Origin of the sequence: Glaciibacter superstes DSM 21135, from assembly GCF_000421145.1 — a bacterium.
GTDB classification, from domain to species: domain Bacteria; phylum Actinomycetota; class Actinomycetes; order Actinomycetales; family Microbacteriaceae; genus Cryobacterium; species Cryobacterium superstes.
In genome coordinates this window covers 247,167-265,960 of record NZ_ATWH01000002.1, presented here as the reverse complement: position 1 = coordinate 265,960, position 18,794 = coordinate 247,167, and the positions used below count along the sequence as shown (strand labels likewise).

The following is an 18,794-nucleotide window of genomic DNA, read 5'->3' as shown; positions in this document are numbered from 1 at the left end:
TTAAAGTTATGCTGAGTATGCAATTCTGATTCCGAAGTTAGGCGCGACTTGCCCCCGGTTGGGGAGGCGCGCCCGCGTGTCGCGAACACCGTGCACGGATCGATGAACCAGACGCATTTTCACAGGAAAAATGAACTCAGCGCACGACAGCGCTGTCCGGCGAGGTGACGTCGTACTCGTCGACGCTGCCAGGGGGGTTGCCCACCAGCAGTGCTGCCAAGACGACCGCCTTGTAATCAGTGCGTTCCGGACTCCCCCACACCACGGTGGCTCCGCTGGTCAGCGTCAGTGTGACGTCGTCCTTGGTCGCTGCCGTGACCGTGTCGAGTTGGGTGCGGATGCTCTCCGGCAGCGCTGCAACAACGGCGGCAGCAGACCGGAAGCCCGCACTGCCCGGACCCGTGCCGGCGTCGATGATCGGATAGCCCTCCGGTCGCTCAGGAGAACTCTGGATGACGACGCCCGCCGCGTCGACCAGCTCGAAACCGGCCTCGTCTGGCGCGTCATCGCCCGGCGCGATGGCGCCGACCGGCTGGCGTTCGACGATCCGAACCACCAGGGTGCCGGGCGGGCGGCTCTCCGTGACAAAACTCTGAATCAGCGTGAACTGCGCCAGGTCGCGCTTCACTCGGTCGGCGTCGATCAGCGGCAGCGGTGTTCCAAGTTGGCCCGACAGGGCGGACTGCACCTGGTCCGCTAGGACGCGACTGGTTCCGGATACCTCGATGGTGCGAAGGGCCATCAGCGGTGAATACGCACCGACGACGACGAAAACGACCAGCGCGACCAGGATGCCTCCGGCAATCAGCCAGGATCGGGTGCGCCGTCGGCTGCGCCAGGTGAAGCGCCGCACCTCCTGGCGCTCATACTGCTTGCGCGCCCGCTGCGCCTGCCGGAGGTTGCGGCGCGCGGCGGCCGGAGTGAGCGGAACTTGTTTCCCCGGTACCTGTTTGGGCGATGCCTGCTTCTCCGGTCCGCGTGTCTCCGGTGCGCGCGTCTCCGGTACTTCAGCCGATCGCGACTCGCGTTCGGGCCGAGACACAGTGTCACCGACGATCGGAATCGGCTCGGTCGTCGCCTCCCGAATGCCGGAGACCATCGTCACTGCCGTCGAAGACGCCGGCGGCGGTGACGGAGACACCTTCGGCGGCTCAGGCTGGCGCGTGTGCACCTCGGTGTGCGGTCTGCGGGGCCGGTCGAAACCCTGTGGCCGCTTCATCAGTTGACCTGCCTCGGCTCGGCCGGCTTCGGCTCGGCCTGTCGCAGCTCGGCCAGCTGTAGCCGGGCCTGCGTCATCCGTCGATCCTGGACAGCGAGCCGAGGAGCTGCGGCACAATCCGGTAGACGTCGCCACACCCGAGGGTCACGACGAAGTCGCCTTCCCTGGCAATGGTCGCCAGGTAGTCTGCTGCATCCTGCCAGTCGGGCACGTATGCCACTTTGCCCCGGTCGCTGAACCGGTCGGAGACGGTCGCGCCGGTCACACCGGGCTCGGGGTCTTCACGTGCGCCGTAGACCTCGAGCACAATCGTCTGGTCGGCGTACGTCTCCAGGACATCCGCGAATTCCTGTGCGAACAGGCGGGTCCGGCTGTACAGGTGCGGCTGGTGCACCGCGATGATGCGGCCGTCTCCTACGACCGTCCTGGCACCGGAAAGGGCGGCTGCCACCTCGGTCGGGTGGTGGGCGTAGTCGTCGTAGACGCTCACGCCGCGAACCGTGCCATGCAGCTCGAAGCGACGCTCCGTTCCGCCGAACTCGGCGATGGCGTCGAGGGATGCCGACGGCTCGAAGCCGAGACCGACCAGAACCGCGAAGGCGCCGGCCGCGTTGATCGCGTTGTGGCGGCCTGGGACCCTGAGCCTCGCCGTGTAGTCACGGCCCTGCCAGGTCAGCGTGAAGGCAACTGGTCCGTCTGTCGTGACAGAGTGCACACGAACGTCTGCTCCGGCATCTTCGCCGAAAGTGAGGATTTTCCTTACCCTGCCGATGCCCCTGAGCTTGTCGGTCACGTCGACCGCTCCAGCATCGTCGGAGGACACCACGACGAGCTCGGTCGCATTCTGGGCGAATTCGACGAACGCCGCTTCGAACGCCTCGAGCGATCCATAGTGGTCGAGGTGGTCTGGATCGACGTTGGTGATCAACGCAATGGCGGTGTTGTACAGCAGGAAAGAGCCGTCTGATTCGTCGGCTTCGACGACGAACAAGTCGTCCTCGCCGCTGGCCGCGCTGACGCCGAGTGATTCGATCACGCCCCCATTGACGAAGCTCGGGTCCTGGCCGAGCCCGAGAAGCCCGGTGATGATCATTCCGGTCGACGTCGTCTTGCCGTGGGCGCCGGCAACGGAGACCAGGCGGTGATTCTTTATCAGCCAGGCGAGAGCCTGGGCACGGTGCAGCACCGGCAGGCCCTTCTGCAGGGCAAGCACGTACTCCGGATTGTCCTGCCACAGCGCGCCGGTCACGACCAGCGTGTCTGCCTCGCCGATATTGGCGGCATCGTGGCCGATGGTGACGATCGCACCGAGTTCGCGGAGCGCAACAATATTGGCCGACTCCCTGACGTCAGAACCGGAGACGGTATGCCCGGCGTCAAGGAACAGACGGGCGATACCGCTCATACCCGCGCCGCCGATGCCGACGAAATGCACCGCTCCGAGGTCGTCGGGAACCGTGAGTGTGAGGTCGGGCTTGATCACTGTTCGGATGCTCTTTCGTTCATGGACCGATTTCGGGTGGTCGCGTATGGCCGGTCATGCTCAGTCAACGTTACGCCGCGCCGGCTGTGAACACCGGATTGGCTACAGCGCGCTGTCGATCAGTTCGAGCATTCTGCGGGAGCCATCGAGTACGCCGACGGATGCCGCTGCCGCGCCCATCGTACGCACCGTCGCCTCGTTCGCGAGAAGCGGCACGAGTCGCTGTTGTACCCATTCGGGAAGGAACGCTGAGTCGTCGACCAGGATTCCGCCGCCGGCCTCCACGACGCCGGCCGCGTTGAAGCGCTGCTCGCCGTTTCCGACCGGGTACGGAACGTACACGGCAGGGATGCCGAGCGCACTCAGTTCGCTGACCGTCGCGGACCCGGCGCGGGAGACGGCGAAGTCGGCCGCGGCTAACGCGAGATCCATCCGGTCGCAGTAGGCGATCATCCGGTAGTGGTCGATGCCGGGATCGACCACCTCCGCCTTCTCTCCCGTGATGTGCAGTATCTGCCAGCCGGCCAGGGCCAATTCGGGGGCGGACTGCACCATCGTGCTGTTCAGGCGCCTCGCTCCGAGCGAACCGCCCGTCACCAGCAGCACCGGGCGGTCTGGGGCAAGTCCGAAGTAGTCGGCGGCCTCCGGTCGTTCCCTCGCCCGGTCGAGGTTCTCGATCTCGGCCCGAAGCGGCATGCCGACGAACCGTGCGTGCCTGATCGGGGTCCCCAGGAAGGCCACGCCGACACGGGTCGTGTACCTGGCACCGAGCTTGTTGGCCAGCCCAGGGCGGGCGTTGGCCTCATGGATCGCGATCGGAACGCGCGTTCGCCTGGCCGCGAGATAGGCGGGAGTGGACACGTAGCCACCGAATCCGACGACGACATCGACTCCGCGCGACCGGATGAGCTCTGATGTCAGTGCGATCGCGCGCCGCATCCGGGGCAGGAAGCTGAGTGCCTGCCGGTTCGGACGCCGAGGGAACGGGACCCGCGGGATCACCGCCAGCTCATAGCCGCGCGCGGGAACCAGCCGGGACTCGAGGCCTTCCGCCGTCCCCAGCACCAACACCGTGGCGGCAGGGTCTCGCAGCATGATCGCATCCGCAACGGCGAGAAGCGGATTCACATGACCGGCGGTGCCACCGCCGGCGAGGAGATACGTCGTCATGAAGCGTCTACCCCTGTGTTTCCTGTGCTCCCTGCTCGACCAGTGCGACCGATACGCGTGAACGAGAGCACAACCCCGATCGCAACCAGCGTTGTGAGCAGGGCCGTGCCTCCGGCCGAGATCAGCGGGAGCGGAACGCCGAGAACGGGGAACACTCCCAGCACAACACCGATGTTCACGAATGCCTGTCCGATGATCCAGACCATTACCGCCGCCGTCGTCACCCTGGCCTGCATGGTGGTGGCCGAGCGCATGATCCTCAGGAAGGCAAACGCCAGCAGGATGAACATGCCCAGCACGACGATCGCGCCGATGAGCCCGAGCTCCTCACCGATGATGGCGAAGATGTAGTCGTTGTCCGCAGCCGGCAGCCACGACCATTTCGCCTTCGAGTTGCCGAGGCCGACCCCCAGCACTCCCCCGTTCGCCAGCGCCCAGGTGCCGTGAAGCGGTTGCCAGCAGGCCGCCGAAATGGTCTGGCCTGCGGCGTCGCAGCCGTCGCCGAAGAAGCTGGCGATGCGGGTCATCCGGTTCTCGCTCGAGAGGGCGACCATTCCCACTGCCGCACCTCCGATGACCAGCGGGATCACCAGCATCCGGAGTTTGACGCCCGCAAAATACAATGCGCCGAACAGGATGCCGGCCATGATCATGACTGTGCCGAGGTCGCCGCCGATCAGGACCAGCATGACCGACCCCCCACCGACCACAAAGACCGGGATGAGCACGTGGCGCCAGTCGTCGAGCTTGTCCTGCTTGAGCGAGAGGATCATGCCGAGCCAGATGACCAGGGCGACCTTGATCAGCTCGGAGGGCTGGAACTGGAAGCTGCCGATCGCCAGCCAGTTGGTATTGCCGGCAACGGTGATCCCGAGCGGCGTGAGAATGACGAGGCACTGCAGGAAGCAGGAAATGAGCATCGCCGGCCAGGCGACCCGCTGCCAGAACTTCAACGGCAGTCGGCTGACCACCAACATCAGTGGAATCCCGACCAGGGCGAAGAATCCCTGCCTGAGCAGCCCACCGAAGAATCCAGCGTCTTCGAGGTAGGAGTCGACGGAGGACGACGACAACACCATGACCAGCCCGAAGATGACCAGGAACAGCGTGGTGCCGAGCAACAGGAAGTAGTTCGCAGATTCGGCGGTGAACACTCGGCCGAGGTTGATGCGGGCGGTCGGACCGGCGCGGCGAGGCTCGTCTCCAGCCTCGGCTGGAACGGGGGCCGCGGGCCGCTGCCCCTTAACGCGAGGCGGATGGGTCATCCGCCTCACCTCCCAAGTAGTCGCGCACCGCTTCGCCGAACAGCCGGCCTCGTTCTGCGTAGTCCGTGAACTGGTCCATCGACGCGGCCGCGGGCGCGAGCAACACGACGTCTCCGGTTTCGGCCAGTTCCCCAGCCAGTCGGATCGCTTCCGGCATCACCGTCCCAGTGTCATCCGCGTCGATCTCGAAGACGCGCAGCGTCGGCGCGTGTCGGCGGAATGCCTCTCGGAGGGCGCCCCGATCGACCCCGATGATGATCGCACCCCTCAGCCGCCCGACGTGGGTACCGACCAGCTCGTCGATGTCGACCCCCTTCAAGAGTCCACCGACAACCCAGACCACGGAATCGTACGCAGCGAGGGAGGCAGACGCCGCATGAGGATTGGTGGCTTTCGAATCGTCGATCCAGCGGATGCCGGCGCGCGCGGCAACCACTTCGATACGGTGCGCATCGAGGTGGAACGTGTCGAGCGCCGACCTGATGACGCCGGGAGCCACGCCGAACGAGCGGGCGAGCGCAGAGGCGGCCAGCACATTCGCGATCATGTGCGGTGCGGAGAGCCCGGCCAGGTCGAGTTCGGCCACAGTGGTCAGTTCGATTGCCTGGTCGCGCCGTTCCTCGAGGAACGCGCGATCGCAGAGGATTCCGTCGACGATGCCGAAATCACTCGGACCCGGCACTCCGAGTCCGAAGCCGATCGCCCTGGCGCCCTCCTGCACATCGGCTTCCTGCACCATGCGCTCTGTCGCGGCATCCGCACGGTTATATACGCAGGCGACCCTGGTGTTCTGATAGACCGTGGCCTTCGCCTCACGGTAGGCCTCGATCGATCCGTGCCAGTCGATGTGGTCGTCTGCGACGTTGAGGCAGACGCTCGAGAGCGGGAAAAGGGCGCCTGGTCCGGATCGCGGCAGGTGATGCAACTGGTAGCTCGAGAGTTCGACAACCAGCACATCCCACCCCTGCGGGTCACGGATCGCGTCGAGAACCGGAATGCCGATGTTTCCGCACGGGGCGACGCGGATGCCGGCGGCCGCCAGCATGGTCGCCGTGAGCTGCACGGTGGTGGTCTTGCCGTTTGTGCCGGTGACCAGTATCCATTCAGCGGGCGTTCCCACCTTGTCGCGCAGCCGCCAGGCCAGCTCGATGTCTCCCCACACTGGGATCGACGCTTCGGCGGCCCAGGCCAGCACAGGATGGTCTGGGTGGAATCCCGGTGACACGATGATCAACTCTGGCGCATGCTGACGCAGTTCGTCCGGCGTTTCGCTCAGGTCGGACTGCACGAGCCGGGCTCCGATCACCTCGAGTAGCCTGGCTCGTTCCTCCTGGGCGTTTGCGGCAACGACGAGCACATCTGCGCCGAGCTCGGCGAGGGTGTCCGCCGCTGCGAATCCGGTCACGCCGAGACCGAGTACGGCGACGCGAAGGCCGGTCCATTCGGCATGCCAGCTGGTCAGTTCATCCGGCCTGCTCATGGTGTGCTCGACAGCCATTCGAGGTAGAACGTGCCGACGCCGGCCGCCACGAGTAGTCCGCCGATGATCCAGAAGCGCACCACAACGGTGACCTCGGCCCAGCCCTTGAGCTCGAAGTGATGGTGGATCGGACTCATGAGGAAGATGCGCTTTCCGCGCGTGACCTTGAAGTAGGCGCGCTGCACGATCACCGACCCGGTCTCGATGACGAACAGTCCACCGATCAGCAGAAGCAGAATCTCGGTGCGGCTGAGGATCGCCAGGGCGGCCAGTGCACCGCCGATCGCGAGCGAGCCGGTGTCTCCGAGGAATATCTTGGCCGGCGATGTATTCCACCAGAGAAACCCGAACAGGCCCCCGACGATGGCTGCCGAAACGACGGCCAGGTCGAGCGGGTCACGCACCTCGTAACAGCGGTACAGGTCTGAGGCATCGGCTCCGTCGAAGCACGACTGGTTGTACTGCCAGAATCCGATGACGATGAACGAGCCGATCGAGAGGATCCCGGAGCCGGTGGCGAGACCGTCGAGGCCGTCTGTGACGTTGACGGCGTTCGAGGTCGCGGTGACGATGACCGTGATCCAGATGATGAACACCGCGATGCCGAGGATGGTGCCGAGTCTCATGATGTCGATCGGCAGGTCGCGCAGAAGCGAGATGTGCGTTGAGGCGGGTGTCAGCCCATCTTGGTTGGGGAACTGCAGCGACAACCAGGCGAACACGCCGGCGACGATGACCTGGCCACCGACCTTCGCCCAGCCGCCGAGCCCCAGGCTGCGCTGGTTCCTGGTCTTCAGGAAGTCGTCGAGGAATCCGACCAGGCCGAGCCCCACCATCATGAACAAAACCAGGAGGGCGGAGGCGGAAGGTGGTTCGTCTGAGATCCAGATCGCCAGGAAATAGCTGAGCACGGCGCCCAGGATGATGATGATTCCGCCCATCGTGGCGGTCCCGCGCTTGGCGTGATGAGTCTTCGGTCCGTCGTCGCGGATGAACTGTCCCCAGCCGATCCTTTTGAACAGCCGGATGAACAGCGGGGTCAGAAAGAGCGTGAAAGCGAGCGACAGGGCTCCGGCGATCAGAAGGGCTCTCACGAGAACAATTCTCCCAGTCGGTCGCCCAGGAATCGCAGACCTGCGGATTTCGATGACTTGACGAGTATGGTGTCCCCCGGTTTCACTGACGATTTCAGCAGTTCGAAGGCTTTCTCCGGCGTGTCGGCGAAGACCGATTCACCGTCCCACGATCCCTCATTGATGGTGCTGATATGCATTCGTCTGGCTGCAGAGCCGACCACGAACAGCTGGGAGATATTCAGCCGAACGGCGAGCAGCCCGACCCGATCGTGTTCCTCCCCCGCCAGTTCGCCGAGCTCGCTCATCTCCCCGAGGACCGCGATCGTGCGCTGCCCAGGCCGGGCGATCTGCGCGAGGGTCTTCAGCGCTGCAGTCATCGAGTCTGGGCTGGCGTTGTATGCATCGTTGATCACGGTAATGCCGTCACGGCCGCCAAGCACCTGCATGCGCCAGCGTTCGGCGGTCTGCACCGATTCCAGCGCGCCGACGACCAGATCGGGGTCGACGCCGAGTATTTCTGCTGTCGCCGCGGCGGCCAGCGCATTCATGACGTGGTGTTCGCCGAGCACCTGGAAGGCGACCTGGCGGCTCTCACCAGACGCGAAGTGCAGGGTGAACTGCGTCCCGCTCGCGCTCACGTGAATGTCGCTTGCGCGCACCGTGGCCGTGTCACCCTGGCCGAACCAGACCACGGAGGCCGCGGTCTGGGCGGCCATACCGACGACGCGAGGGTCGTCGGCGTTCAGCACGGCGACATCCGTCTCGCGCAGCTCGGTCACCATCTCCGTCTTCGCGCGCACCGTCGCTTCGATTCCGCCGAATTCTCCCGCGTGGGCGAGACCGACCTTCAGCACAATGCCGATGTCGGGACGAGCCATGCGCACCAGCCTGGCGATCTCGCCGACCCCGCTCGCTCCCATCTCAGCGACCAGGAACTCGGTCTGCTCTGTGAGTTCGAGCATGGTCAGCGGCGCGCCGACCTCGTTGTTGAAGGACTCTCGGGCGGCGACGGTATGGCCAACGCGTTCGAGCACCGCCCTGAGCAGATTCTTGGTGGTGGTCTTCCCGTTGGAGCCGGTGACGCCGACGATCTTCAATCGGCCGAGTGCACGCACGCGGGCGACGACATCCGTTGCCAACTCGCCCAACGCGACCACGGCATCCGGCACCACGATTTGGGCGACCGGAAGCTCGAGCGCGTGCTCGACGATGAGCAGGGCGGCACCATTGGCCACCGCAGCCGGCGCGAAGAGGTGGCCGTCGGTGACCTCGCCAGGCTTGGCCACAAAGATGGCGCCCGGCACGACTTCCCTCGAGTCGGTGTGTACAGAACCTCCGACCACGGAATCAGCGGTCAGTTGGCTGCCCGCTGGGGCGACAACAGTGCCTCCGGCGGCGCGGGCGATGTCGGCGATGCTGAGGGCGATCATGACAACCACCCGGCTTCGCGGAGGGCCTGCCGGGAGTCTTCGCGCGCCGAGTACGGGATCTTGACTCCGGCGACCTCGTGGTAGTCCTCGTGTCCTGGTCCCGCGTAGAGGATGACATCCCCTTCTCCGGCCAGCGACAGTGCGGTGCGGAATGCTGCGCGAGGGTCTGGAACCTCGTGCAGTTCGCCATCGGGGACGGCCTCTCGCGCAGCGGCCAGGAGGGTGGCGCGGATCGCCGCCGGGTCTTCGTAGCGCGGGTGGAAGTCGGTCACGATGACGACGTCGGCTCCTCGCGCTGCAATGGCCCCCATCTCGGTGCGTTTGGTCGCGTCGCGGTCGCCGTCTGCACCGAAGACCATGATCACCCGGCCGTCGGTCACCGCTCGGACCGCTTCGAGGGTGTTCAGGAACGCATCGGGGCTGTGCCCGTAGTCGATGTAGACGATGGGGCCGGTGTCACCGGAGATCCGCTCAACGCGTCCGGGGATGTAGGCGTCGATTCCACCGTCCCGCGCGAGGGCGTGGTCGATGGCGGCGAGGTCATAACCGGATTCCACCAGCATGACGATCGCCAGTGCGGCGTTTGCCGCCATGTACCAGCCGAGCAGCGGCACCCGGGTAGCCAGCCGGCGCCCGTCTGGCCCTTCGAGCACAAAACCGGTGTGCATTGCGGTCTGCTCGGTGACACTCATGTGCCAGTCAGCGTTGGCGTCTGCCTTGGCGGACAGCGTCGTGACGGGGATGCGGCTCTCGTCAACGATGCGCCGACCCCACTCAGAGTCGACGGTGACAACAGCCCGTTTCGAACGTTCCGGCTGGAACAGTTCGAGTTTTGCCTCGAAATAGTCGTCCATGGTCGCGTAGTCGTCGAGGTGGTCATGGCTGAGATTGGTGAATGCCGCGATGTCGAACACCAGCCCGTCGACACGGTGTCGCGTCAGCGCCTGTGCCGAGACTTCGATTCCGACGGCGCGAACCTCGGCCTCGCGCATCCGCGCCAGGAGGGCATGCAGCTCGCTGGCCTCTGGGGTTGTCAGCGAACTGGTGACGGCGACATCTCCGATGCGGCGCTCTGCCGTCGAGGTGAGGCCGGCGACCACACCGAGCTGGCGAAGCACGGCGAAGAGCAGATAGACGACGCTGGTCTTTCCGTTTGTTCCGGTGACGGCGAACAGGGTGGCCGGGTTTTCCTCTGTGCGGTAGATCCAGGCGGCGACTGCACCGAGCGCGGCGCGTGCGTCTGGGGTGATGAGCACCGGCAAGGCGCTCCCGGCCGCCAAAGCGGCACCGTCATGATCGGTGAGGATCGCGACGGCTCCCGACTGCGCAACATCGTCGACGAAGGACGCGCCGTGGCTGTGGCGTCCTGGGACACCGACATAGAGATCACCGGGCTGCACCGACCGGGAACTCAGGCTGACGCCTGAGACTTCGAGGGCATCGATGTCACCTGTGGATTCAAACTGGAAATGATCGGCAAGTCCAGACAACGACCGGGGTACCGGATGCTGGGGACGAAGAGCCGAGGGCACCGAATCGGACACGCTGGGCTCGCTTTCTTACCAAGTGGCAGGGAGGTCGGGCGCTGGAGCGCCCGATGGAACTGCCCGGTACTTCTTCAACACCTGGCTCATGACCTCTTGGAAGATCGGAGCCGACGCGGCAGACGAATTCATGTTAACAGGATCCGCTAGACTCACCGAAACGACGTACCCGGGATCGTCAGCCGGCGCATACCCGGAAACCGACACCAGGTAGCCGTGTGAGTACCCGCCGTCACCGTCAGGCATCTGCGCTGTCCCGGTCTTTGCGGCGACGCGGTAGCCCGGCAGGTTCCAATCGCTCGACAACCACGCTTGCTGGTAGACCATCTCGAGCATCTCCGATGTTGCGCGCGCGGCATCCGCTGACACCACCTGCGTTCCGTCGGCCTTCGGCTTGTGGGTGACCGTGCCGTCGGCGTGCCGGCAGCCCTCGACGAGCTGCACGGGCATGCGTACGCCGCCGTTGGCAATGGTCTGGTACATACTCGCCACCTGGATCGCGGTGGTGGTCAAGCCCTGGCCGAACATGGTGGCGTAGTCGGTCTGCGGGTCCCACTCCTCGTAGGGGTGGAGGATGCCGGGGTCTTCTGCCGGGAAGCCGACTTCGCTCTGGGAGCCAAGACCGAACTTGGTCATGTAGTCGTAACGCTGCTGGGCACTCAGAAGTTCGCCGAACTTCGACATGCCGGTGTTGGAGGACTCCACCAGCACACCGGAGAGCGTGAGGTTCAGGTCGTCGTGTCCAGAACTGTCGTTGATGTCCGCGCCGTTGTCTGGGAGGTAGCGGAACGGGGCAACCACCTGGCTGGCCGGCGTGGCCAGTCCAGCATCGATGACGGATGCCGCGGTGAGCGCTTTGAACGTGGATCCCGGTTCGAATGACGCGGTGAATGCGCGCGATCCGCGGTCGTCATCTGCCGTTTCACCGATGTTGTTGGGGTCGACGGACGGGTAGTCCGCAACGGCGAGGAGCTTGCCGCTCTTCGCATCCATCACCGTGACGGTGCCCCATGCGGCTCCGGTCGACTGTGCCTGACGCGCGAGCACCTGCTGAACGAACCACTGGAGGTCGGAGTCGATTGTCATGACCACATCGCCACCGTCAACGGCTTCGTCGCCCGTGACCGTACTGCCGGGGATCCGAACGCCATCGGCCCCCTTCTCGTACGTTTCGGTGCCGTTGGTGCTGGCCAGGCACGAGTCCTGCCCGAGTTCGACACCTGCTTGCGCGTCGCCTTCGGCCGAGACGAAGCCGACAACGTTGCCGCCCACAGCGCCATTGGGGTACACGCGACTGGGGTTCTTATAGAACACCAGCCAGGGAACATCGAGCTTGTCCACGGCGCGGAAGGTATCCACATCGACGGCTTTGGCAACGTAGGCGAAGTCGGAATCGGGATCATCGGCCAGTGACGATGAGATGATGCCGAGGATCTGATCACCGCTCTGCCCGGTGATGGCACCGATCTCAGCCGCAGCCTGGGCAACGGTGACCGTGCTCTTCTTGCCGTCGACCTCGCGTTCAAACTTCTTGGCGTACTTCGGGGAGAGGGTGATGTCGTAGCGCATCACACTGCCGGCGAGCACGGTTCCGTCTGCGTCGAGAATGTCACCGCGAGTGCCGTAGACCTCGTTCTCCACCGAGCGGTTCCCCAGGGAGTCTGCACTGAGCGTATCGGCCCGGACCACCTGGATGTCGACGAGCTTGACCACAAAGACCGCGATGACGGCGAAGAGCACAACGACGGTGACGACCGTACGCCTCCTGTGGGCTGCACTGGTGAAGCCATTTGGCGTGGTGGGTGCACCACCGGCCTGCCCCGTGCTGTTCGGCCGTGTCTTTCTCGGCACCGGTTGTCCTCTCTGTCTGCTCCTAATGGGTGGTCGGAGACGGCAGGCCATTTGTGGCGGGGGGCGGCTGTACCGGCTCTTCTGGTGAAACTACCGGCGGAGTTGTCTCTGCCGCGCCGCCCACGCCGGTTCCCTGTGCACCCACAGGGGGAACATCGGTAACCAATGGGGTGCCCGCCAGAAGCGCATTCGGAACCAGCCCCGTGGAGCCGCCCTGACTACCGGGCGCCGATGACGGGGCGCCGAGTACAGCGCCATCGGAGAGCCTGAGGTAGACCGGGATTGAATTGCTCACCATTCCGAGCGCCTCGGCGTTCGCGGCCAGGCTCTGCGGGGACGATACCCGGATCAGGTCCTCGCTCACGCTCTCTGCGGTGCGTCCGAGCTCGACCTGAGTGTCCTGGAGGGTCGAAATCTCGTATGCGCTCTGTGAGATGCCGACGCTGAGCAGCAACTGCGCGACCACGATCACGGCCATTCCGGCCATTGCGGTGAACGCGTAGGCGATCCGGGGGCGGGCGCGACGCTGGGTGCGGGTTGAGACGATCTCGATGTGGCGTCGTTCTGGCGCAGCCTGTTCTGGCGCCGCCTTGTCCGGTAGTGGGGGTGTCCAGTTCGGCCTCAGCACCCTGGCAAGATTGTCGCTCATACTGCCCTCCTCAGTCTTTCTGCTGCGCGAAGCCGCACCGGGGTCGCGCGGGGGTTGGCGGCTTTCTCCTCGTCCGTTGCGAGCTCAGCGCCGCGGAGCAGCAATGCGAACTGCGGCTTGTGTTCCGGCAGCTCGACAGGGAGCCCGGCCGGCGCTGTTGAGCTGGTTGCCGCCGCTAGCGCCCGCTTCACAATGCGATCCTCGAGTGACTGGAAAGCCATGACCACGATGCGGCCGCCGACGGCCAACGCCTCGAGTGCGGCGGGAATAGCTCGCTCGAGAACAGCGAGTTCCTGGTTCACCTCGATGCGGAGTGCCTGGAACACGCGCTTCGCCGGATGCCCGGTGCGCTGCACGGCAACCGGCGTTACCGCGGTGATGACGGCAACAAGCTCGGCTGACCGGGTGAACGGGGTGTGTGACCTGGCAGAGGCAATGGCTTTCGCATAGCGGGCGGAGAGCTTTTCCTCCCCGTACTCCTGAAAGATGCGGCGGAGGTCGTGTTCGCTGTACTCGGCGAGAATGCGTTCCGCGGTGAGCTCTGAGGTGTGATCCATTCGCATGTCGAGCGGAGCATCCTTCGAGTACGAAAATCCCCGCTCCACGCGGTCTAACTGCAGCGAGGAGACACCGAGGTCGAGCAAGACCCCGTCGACCTCGGCGATGCCAAGGTCTTCGAGGGCCTCGGTGATGCCGTCATTGACGGTGTGCACAAGGTGAATCCGGTCGGAGAACGGCTTCAGCCGTTCCTCCGCTAGCGCGAGTGCTTCAAGGTCGCGGTCCAGTCCCACCAGAACCAGCTCAGGGAAGCGGGTAAGCAGCGCCTCTGCGTGACCGGCCATGCCGAGCGTCCCATCGACGAGCACGGCACCGGGGCGGCTGATCGCGGGTGCCAGCAGCTCGATGCAACGTTCGAGCATTACAGGAGTGTGGATGTCATTGATGGCCATGTGTATCCGGGAGGGCCCTGCCGCCTGATCCCCATCCATTCGACCTGGCACCGGGGAAGTGCGCCAGGGAGTGAACGGCTGGGAGTCAGGCGGCAGGGACTAGAAAAGTCCCGGGATCACCTCCTCCGTGGTGTTCGCGAACGAGGTTTCCTGTTCGGTCAGATAGCTGTCCCAGGCTTCGCTGTCCCAGATCTCGACGCGGCTGCCCGCACCGATCACGGTCAGCTCGCGATCGAGTCCCGCGTAGGCGCGGAGGTTCGAAGGGATCGTGACGCGGTTCTGTTTGTCCGGTGTCTCTGATGACGCTCCAGAGAGGAACACCCGGAGGTAGTCGCGCGCCTGCTTGCTCGTGACCGGCGCCTGACGGATCTTGTCGTGCAGCGACTCGAACTCGCGGTTGCTGAACACGTAGATGCAGTGCTCCTGGCCTCTGGTCATCACGACGCCCGTCGAGAGCTCGTCGCGGAACTTCGCCGGAAGGATGATGCGCCCCTTCTCGTCGAGCTTGGGGGCATAGGTCCCGAGGAACATTCATCACCCCTCTCTTCCGGCCAAAGTTCAGGTGTTACTCCACTTTACTCCACTCTGTACCACTTTTCAACAAATAGCGCACAAGAATTACAATATTCACCCTCAACTGCCTTGATTTAACAGGGTTTAGTACAGTGGAGGGAAATGGAGCCATATGGCGATCCCGGGAGCGTTTTCGGGCGCAAAAAAGGGGCCGATCATGATGATCGGCCCCTGGGGGCTCTCAGGCCGGCGTCAGACCGGCGATGTGGTGACTAGTGGTGTGACGTCGAGTAGCGCTTGATGGTTCGCGCCGCTAGTGGTTCTCGTCCTGGCGACGGTCCCAGCGGTCATTCAGGCGATCCATGAAGCCGGAATCCTGCGGGCCAGGCCGAGGTCCGGCTGGCGTTTCACGGCCGGATGGCGCTGATCGGCGCAGTGATCTGGTTGGTGTGAGCGCAAGGAGCACACCGCCGAACATCACGACAAACCCCACGATGCCGAGCCAGAGCTGCTGTAGTGCCACCCCGGCGATCAGCGTGGCGATGCCCACGACGGCCAGGAGGACACCGAGCGCAATCGACCGGTAGTTGGGTCGAAGGCGTGTTGCCCCCACGGTTGCCACAAAATCGGCATCGTTGTGATAGAGGCTGCGCTCCATCTCTTCAAGGAGTCGCTGCTCCTGCTCCGAAAGCGGCATCTCATTCCCTCCAGTTACGGGATCGAGCGGGTTAACTGCCAATTCTAGTCCCGCCCGAGTCGATAGGCTAGACGGGTGGCTGAAAGCTCCCGTCTTGTCGATCTGGTTCAATCGCGCATCGATGACTTCCTGCATCTCCGTGAACCAATTGTGACCACCATCAGCCCTGAACTGGCGCCGTTCGTCGACTTCTCTCGGCAGTTTCTCAGGGGTGGAAAGCGCTTCAGGGCACTGTTCTGCTACTGGGGCTGGCACAGCGTCAGGGCGGACGACCTGCTCAATGCCGATGAAAACGGAGACCGCCGGTTCCTGGACCCTGTCGTGTCTGCAGCAGCAGCCCTGGAGCTCTTTCACGCTGCGGCACTTGTCCACGACGACATCATCGACAATTCCGACACCAGGCGGGGCGCGGCATCCGCTCACAAGCTCTTTGAAGGACTGCATCGCCAGAGCGGCTGGGAACAGGGCGCGGCCGACTTCGGACGTGATGCGGCCATCCTGCTCGGCGACCTCATGCTGGGCTGGAGCGATGAGCTTCTCGATGAGGGACTCGTCGCCCTTGGCGATGCGAATCTCGCTCTGGCGACCAGGGCGGTCTTCAATCGTATGCGCACCGAGGTGACTGCCGGCCAGTATCTCGACATACTCGGCGAGCGGGCCTGGCGCACGAAGCCGGAGACCGAACTGGAGGACAGCGCCCTTCGGGTGATCGTGTACAAGTCCGCCAAGTACAGCGTGCAGGCCCCGCTCGGTATTGGTGCGACTCTCGCGGGCGGAACCCCCGCTCAACGCGAGGCGCTGCGGGCGTACGGCCTCCCGTTGGGTATTGCCTATCAGCTTCGCGACGATCTCCTGGGTGTCTTCGGGGATGCTGAAGTGACCGGCAAGCCGAGTGGCGACGATTTGCGCGAAGGTAAGCGCACAGTTCTGGTTGCGCGAGCGCGCACGGCGATGTCCGGTGGAGCGCGTCGCATCTTCGATGAGCTTCTCGGCGACCCCGGCCTTGAGGAAGACCAGATTCGCACACTGCAGAGAACGATCCTTGGCAGTGGCGCGGTCGAAAGCGTCGAAGCGCTGATCTCAGAACAGGTCGGGGGCGCCCTGGACGCATTGACGAATGCTCCGATCACCCCGGTCGCGAAGAGTCAGCTCACCGCTTTGGCGAAGTCGGTCGCGCACCGGGTCTTCTGACCACCCTGTGGACCACAGCCTGGCGGGCCTGACCGCCGTTTCGATGCATCGCTCGATGTTCGCTCGCCCAACCATCCTCTACCGCGCCCGAAGCACATGCGGTATTCACGTGCACGCGCCGCGCCATCGAACCCGCACCATCGAACTACGTGGGCTGGTAGCGGAGCGGGAGTAGCCGTGGAATCACTCTGACAAGAACGACCATCACTATAAGTTCGACGAGGGTCTGCGTGACGACCGCGAGCGGGGCGAGACCGAACCTCGCTGGGAGCGCGAGCACGAGCGGGAGCACGACAAGCGAGTTCCGGGTGACGCCACTGAATACGATCGCCCGTCGCGCGGGATCGTCGAGATTCGCGACACGACTAGCGATTATGCCGACGGGGACCATGATCGCTGCGAAGAGGACGTAGACGGGGACGGTGATGAGCAGTGCGGGGATCTGTTGCCCGACGCCGTAGGCCTGGGAGGCAACAATGACAGCGAGGGTGAGCATCATCAGTGGCACCATCGCGCCGAGCATGACCTCCTGCAGGATGCGACCCGCACGGGTGAGACCGGCGGCAACCTGAGTGAGGCCTGCGGCCGCCATTGGAAGAAGTATGAGCAGCAGAAACGCGTCGACGAAGGGGGCGAGGTCGACGCTCTGGATGAGTTCGGGACCGGCCATGAGCCACAAGTACGCGGGAAGAAGAAGAATCTGCGCGAGCATCAGCAACGGCGCGGCTGCGAGGAGGCGGTCTTTCGCGCCACCGGCGAGGCCGGTGAACACAATCACATAGTCCACGCAGGGGGTCAGCAGCACAAACAGCACCCCGACGAGCAGCACGTGGTCGGCAGCGACGATGCGCGACAGAATAAAAACGATCACCGGTACAAGCACGAAATTGACGACAAGCACGGTGGCAAGGAATCGCCAGTCACGGAACGCCCGACCGAACCTGGTGAACGGCACGCCGAGGAATGTCGCATACAGCAGTGCCCCGAGCAGGGGATTGATCGCTAATTCCAACGGATGCGCGACGCTCGGGACCAGCAGGCCGACGGCGGCGCCCAATGCGAGGGCTGCGAGATAGAGCGGCACCTGATGCCGCTCCAGCCACTCCGCATACGCCCGCATCCTCCCAGTCTCCCAGTCTCCCAGCCTCGATAGGTCACCAGTCGCTGTATAGTCACTAGATGCTGACTATTGCCTCCCGCGTGGACGTCATGAACCGCCTCGGCCGGGCGATGACCGACCCGACCCGTTCCCGCATCCTCCTCTCCCTGCTGAACACCCATGGGTATCCGGCGCAGCTCGCCCGTGACCTGGAGTTGACCCGCACGAACGTCTCGAACCACCTTGCCTGCCTGCGCGGCTGCGGGATCGTCGTCGCCGAGCCCGAGGGCCGGCAGACGCGATATGACATCGCCGACCCCCACCTGACTGCGGCGCTGACCGCGCTCGTGGGCGTGACTCTCGCGGTGGACGAGAGCGCTCCCTGCCTGGACCCGAACTGCGCGGTACCGGGATGCTGCGACAGCAGCGAGGCGGCACGGTGAGCACACCAACGCTCACGGATGAGCGCCGGAGCCAGTTGCACCGCAGGGTGAAGATGATCGTCGCCTTCACGATCACCTGGAACGTCATCGAAGCAATCGTCGCGATCGCGGCTGGGGCTGCCGCGTCGTCGGCGGCCTTGATCGGCTTCGGCCTCGACTCGGTGATCGAGGTCGCCTCCGCCGTGGCAATCGCGTGGCAGTTCACCCGTAAAGACCCCGAACGATGGGAGAAGCCCACCGTTCGGGCGATCGGGATCGCATTCTTCGCCCTCGCCACCTACATCACTATCGACGCAGTTCTCACCGTCACCGGCATCGAGCGGGTCGAACACAGCCCTGTCGGGATCGGCATCGCCGTCGCGAGCCTGATCGTGATGCCCGCGCTGGCCTGGTTCGAGTTCCGAACGGGCAGGGAACTAGCATCCAAGAGCGTGCAGGCGGATGCCAAACAGCTCGTGCTGTGCATCTACCTGTCGGGAACCGTCCTCATCGGATTGCTGCTGAACAGCCTGTTCGGGTGGATGTGGGCCGACTCTGTGGCAGCTCTCGTCGTTGCAGCCCTCGCGGTCAGGGAGGGCATCGAAGCATGGCGGGGCGATGTCGGATCCCCGTTCGAAGTGCTTGAAAGCTCCAAAACAGACAATTGAACACAGGAACACTGGAACACCAGAACGCTGGAGCAGCTTGCGGCCCTGGACGCCGGTTAGGACAGCCGACCAGGACTCTCCGACCTC

At 64.6% G+C, this 18,794-nt stretch carries 17 protein-coding genes; 3 read left to right on the top strand and 14 right to left on the bottom strand.

The genetic code is table 11. The features are described 5' to 3' along the window. Nucleotides 1–136: 136 nt before the first annotated feature. The 13 genes from K323_RS24070 to K323_RS0103425 all read right to left on the bottom strand — a co-directional run bounded on the left by K323_RS24070 (nt 137) and on the right by K323_RS0103425 (nt 15,327). On the bottom strand, nt 137–1,219 hold the full coding sequence (locus K323_RS24070; RefSeq protein WP_157509330.1) for a cell division protein FtsQ/DivIB: 1,083 nt from the start codon (nt 1,217–1,219) through the stop codon (nt 137–139). 73 nt (nt 1,220–1,292) lie between these two features. Next, a complete protein-coding gene (murC, locus tag K323_RS0103480) occupies nt 1,293–2,702 on the bottom strand; it encodes a UDP-N-acetylmuramate--L-alanine ligase (protein WP_022883899.1) in 1,410 nt (469 codons plus the stop codon). Nucleotides 2,703–2,804: 102 nt separating this feature from the next. After that, complete coding sequence (locus K323_RS0103475) at nt 2,805–3,872, bottom strand: UDP-N-acetylglucosamine--N-acetylmuramyl-(pentapeptide) pyrophosphoryl-undecaprenol N-acetylglucosamine transferase (RefSeq protein ID WP_022883898.1); 1,068 nt, start codon at nt 3,870–3,872, stop codon at nt 2,805–2,807. Continuing rightward, nucleotides 3,869–5,137, bottom strand: a complete 1,269-nt coding sequence (gene ftsW, locus K323_RS0103470; RefSeq protein ID WP_022883897.1) for a putative lipid II flippase FtsW — start codon at nt 5,135–5,137, stop codon at nt 3,869–3,871. The genes K323_RS0103475 and ftsW overlap by 4 nt, the downstream gene beginning before the upstream one ends. Beyond that, nucleotides 5,115–6,617, bottom strand: coding sequence for a UDP-N-acetylmuramoyl-L-alanine--D-glutamate ligase (gene murD, locus K323_RS0103465; RefSeq protein ID WP_022883896.1), 1,503 nt, complete (start codon nt 6,615–6,617; stop codon nt 5,115–5,117). The genes ftsW and murD overlap by 23 nt, the downstream gene beginning before the upstream one ends. Then, on the bottom strand, nt 6,614–7,711 hold the full coding sequence (gene mraY, locus K323_RS0103460; RefSeq protein ID WP_022883895.1) for a phospho-N-acetylmuramoyl-pentapeptide-transferase: 1,098 nt from the start codon (nt 7,709–7,711) through the stop codon (nt 6,614–6,616). The genes murD and mraY overlap by 4 nt, the downstream gene beginning before the upstream one ends. Then, nucleotides 7,708–9,123 (bottom strand): UDP-N-acetylmuramoyl-tripeptide--D-alanyl-D-alanine ligase, encoded by a 1,416-nt coding sequence (locus K323_RS0103455; protein ID WP_022883894.1) that lies wholly within the window; start codon nt 9,121–9,123, stop codon nt 7,708–7,710. The genes mraY and K323_RS0103455 overlap by 4 nt, the downstream gene beginning before the upstream one ends. Then, nucleotides 9,120–10,667, bottom strand: coding sequence for a Mur ligase family protein (locus K323_RS0103450; protein WP_022883893.1), 1,548 nt, complete (start codon nt 10,665–10,667; stop codon nt 9,120–9,122). The genes K323_RS0103455 and K323_RS0103450 overlap by 4 nt, the downstream gene beginning before the upstream one ends. A 15-nt stretch (nt 10,668–10,682) precedes the next feature. After that, nucleotides 10,683–12,518: a peptidoglycan D,D-transpeptidase FtsI family protein gene (locus K323_RS24065; protein WP_022883892.1), complete on the bottom strand. Its 1,836-nt coding sequence runs from the start codon at nt 12,516–12,518 to the stop codon at nt 10,683–10,685. A gap of 22 nt (nt 12,519–12,540) precedes the next feature. Further along, entirely contained in the window at nt 12,541–13,167 is a 627-nt protein-coding gene (gene ftsL, locus K323_RS24060; protein WP_022883891.1) for a cell division protein FtsL, read from the bottom strand. After that, nucleotides 13,164–14,117, bottom strand: a complete 954-nt coding sequence (gene rsmH / locus K323_RS0103435) for a 16S rRNA (cytosine(1402)-N(4))-methyltransferase RsmH (protein WP_022883890.1) — start codon at nt 14,115–14,117, stop codon at nt 13,164–13,166. Before rsmH ends, ftsL begins: the two co-directional genes overlap by 4 nt. A 99-nt stretch (nt 14,118–14,216) precedes the next feature. Continuing rightward, the gene (gene mraZ / locus K323_RS0103430; protein ID WP_022883889.1) at nt 14,217–14,648 is read right to left on the bottom strand and encodes a division/cell wall cluster transcriptional repressor MraZ; all 432 of its coding nucleotides are present in this window, start codon (nt 14,646–14,648) and stop codon (nt 14,217–14,219) included. Nucleotides 14,649–14,943: 295 nt separating this feature from the next. Then, complete coding sequence (locus tag K323_RS0103425; RefSeq protein ID WP_022883888.1) at nt 14,944–15,327, bottom strand: DUF3040 domain-containing protein; 384 nt, start codon at nt 15,325–15,327, stop codon at nt 14,944–14,946. A 75-nt stretch (nt 15,328–15,402) separates the two neighbouring features. Between K323_RS0103425 and K323_RS0103420 the strand changes: the two genes are divergently transcribed. After that, complete coding sequence (locus tag K323_RS0103420) at nt 15,403–16,518, top strand: polyprenyl synthetase family protein (RefSeq protein ID WP_022883887.1); 1,116 nt, start codon at nt 15,403–15,405, stop codon at nt 16,516–16,518. Between the two features lie 145 nt (nt 16,519–16,663). Here K323_RS0103420 and K323_RS0103415 read toward each other — a convergent pair whose 3' ends face one another. Further along, nucleotides 16,664–17,638, bottom strand: a complete 975-nt coding sequence (locus tag K323_RS0103415; RefSeq protein WP_022883886.1) for an arsenic resistance protein — start codon at nt 17,636–17,638, stop codon at nt 16,664–16,666. A 59-nt stretch (nt 17,639–17,697) separates the two neighbouring features. On the opposite strand from K323_RS0103415, the gene cmtR reads away from it, so the two are divergent. Continuing rightward, nucleotides 17,698–18,060 carry a Cd(II)/Pb(II)-sensing metalloregulatory transcriptional regulator CmtR gene (gene cmtR, locus K323_RS0103410; RefSeq protein WP_022883885.1) on the top strand — a complete coding sequence of 121 codons (363 nt, stop codon included), beginning with the start codon at nt 17,698–17,700 and terminating at the stop codon, nt 18,058–18,060. Next, on the top strand, nt 18,057–18,707 hold the full coding sequence (locus tag K323_RS0103405) for a cation efflux transmembrane domain-containing protein (RefSeq protein ID WP_033372411.1): 651 nt from the start codon (nt 18,057–18,059) through the stop codon (nt 18,705–18,707). The genes cmtR and K323_RS0103405 overlap by 4 nt, the downstream gene beginning before the upstream one ends. Nucleotides 18,708–18,794: the final 87 nt, after the last annotated feature.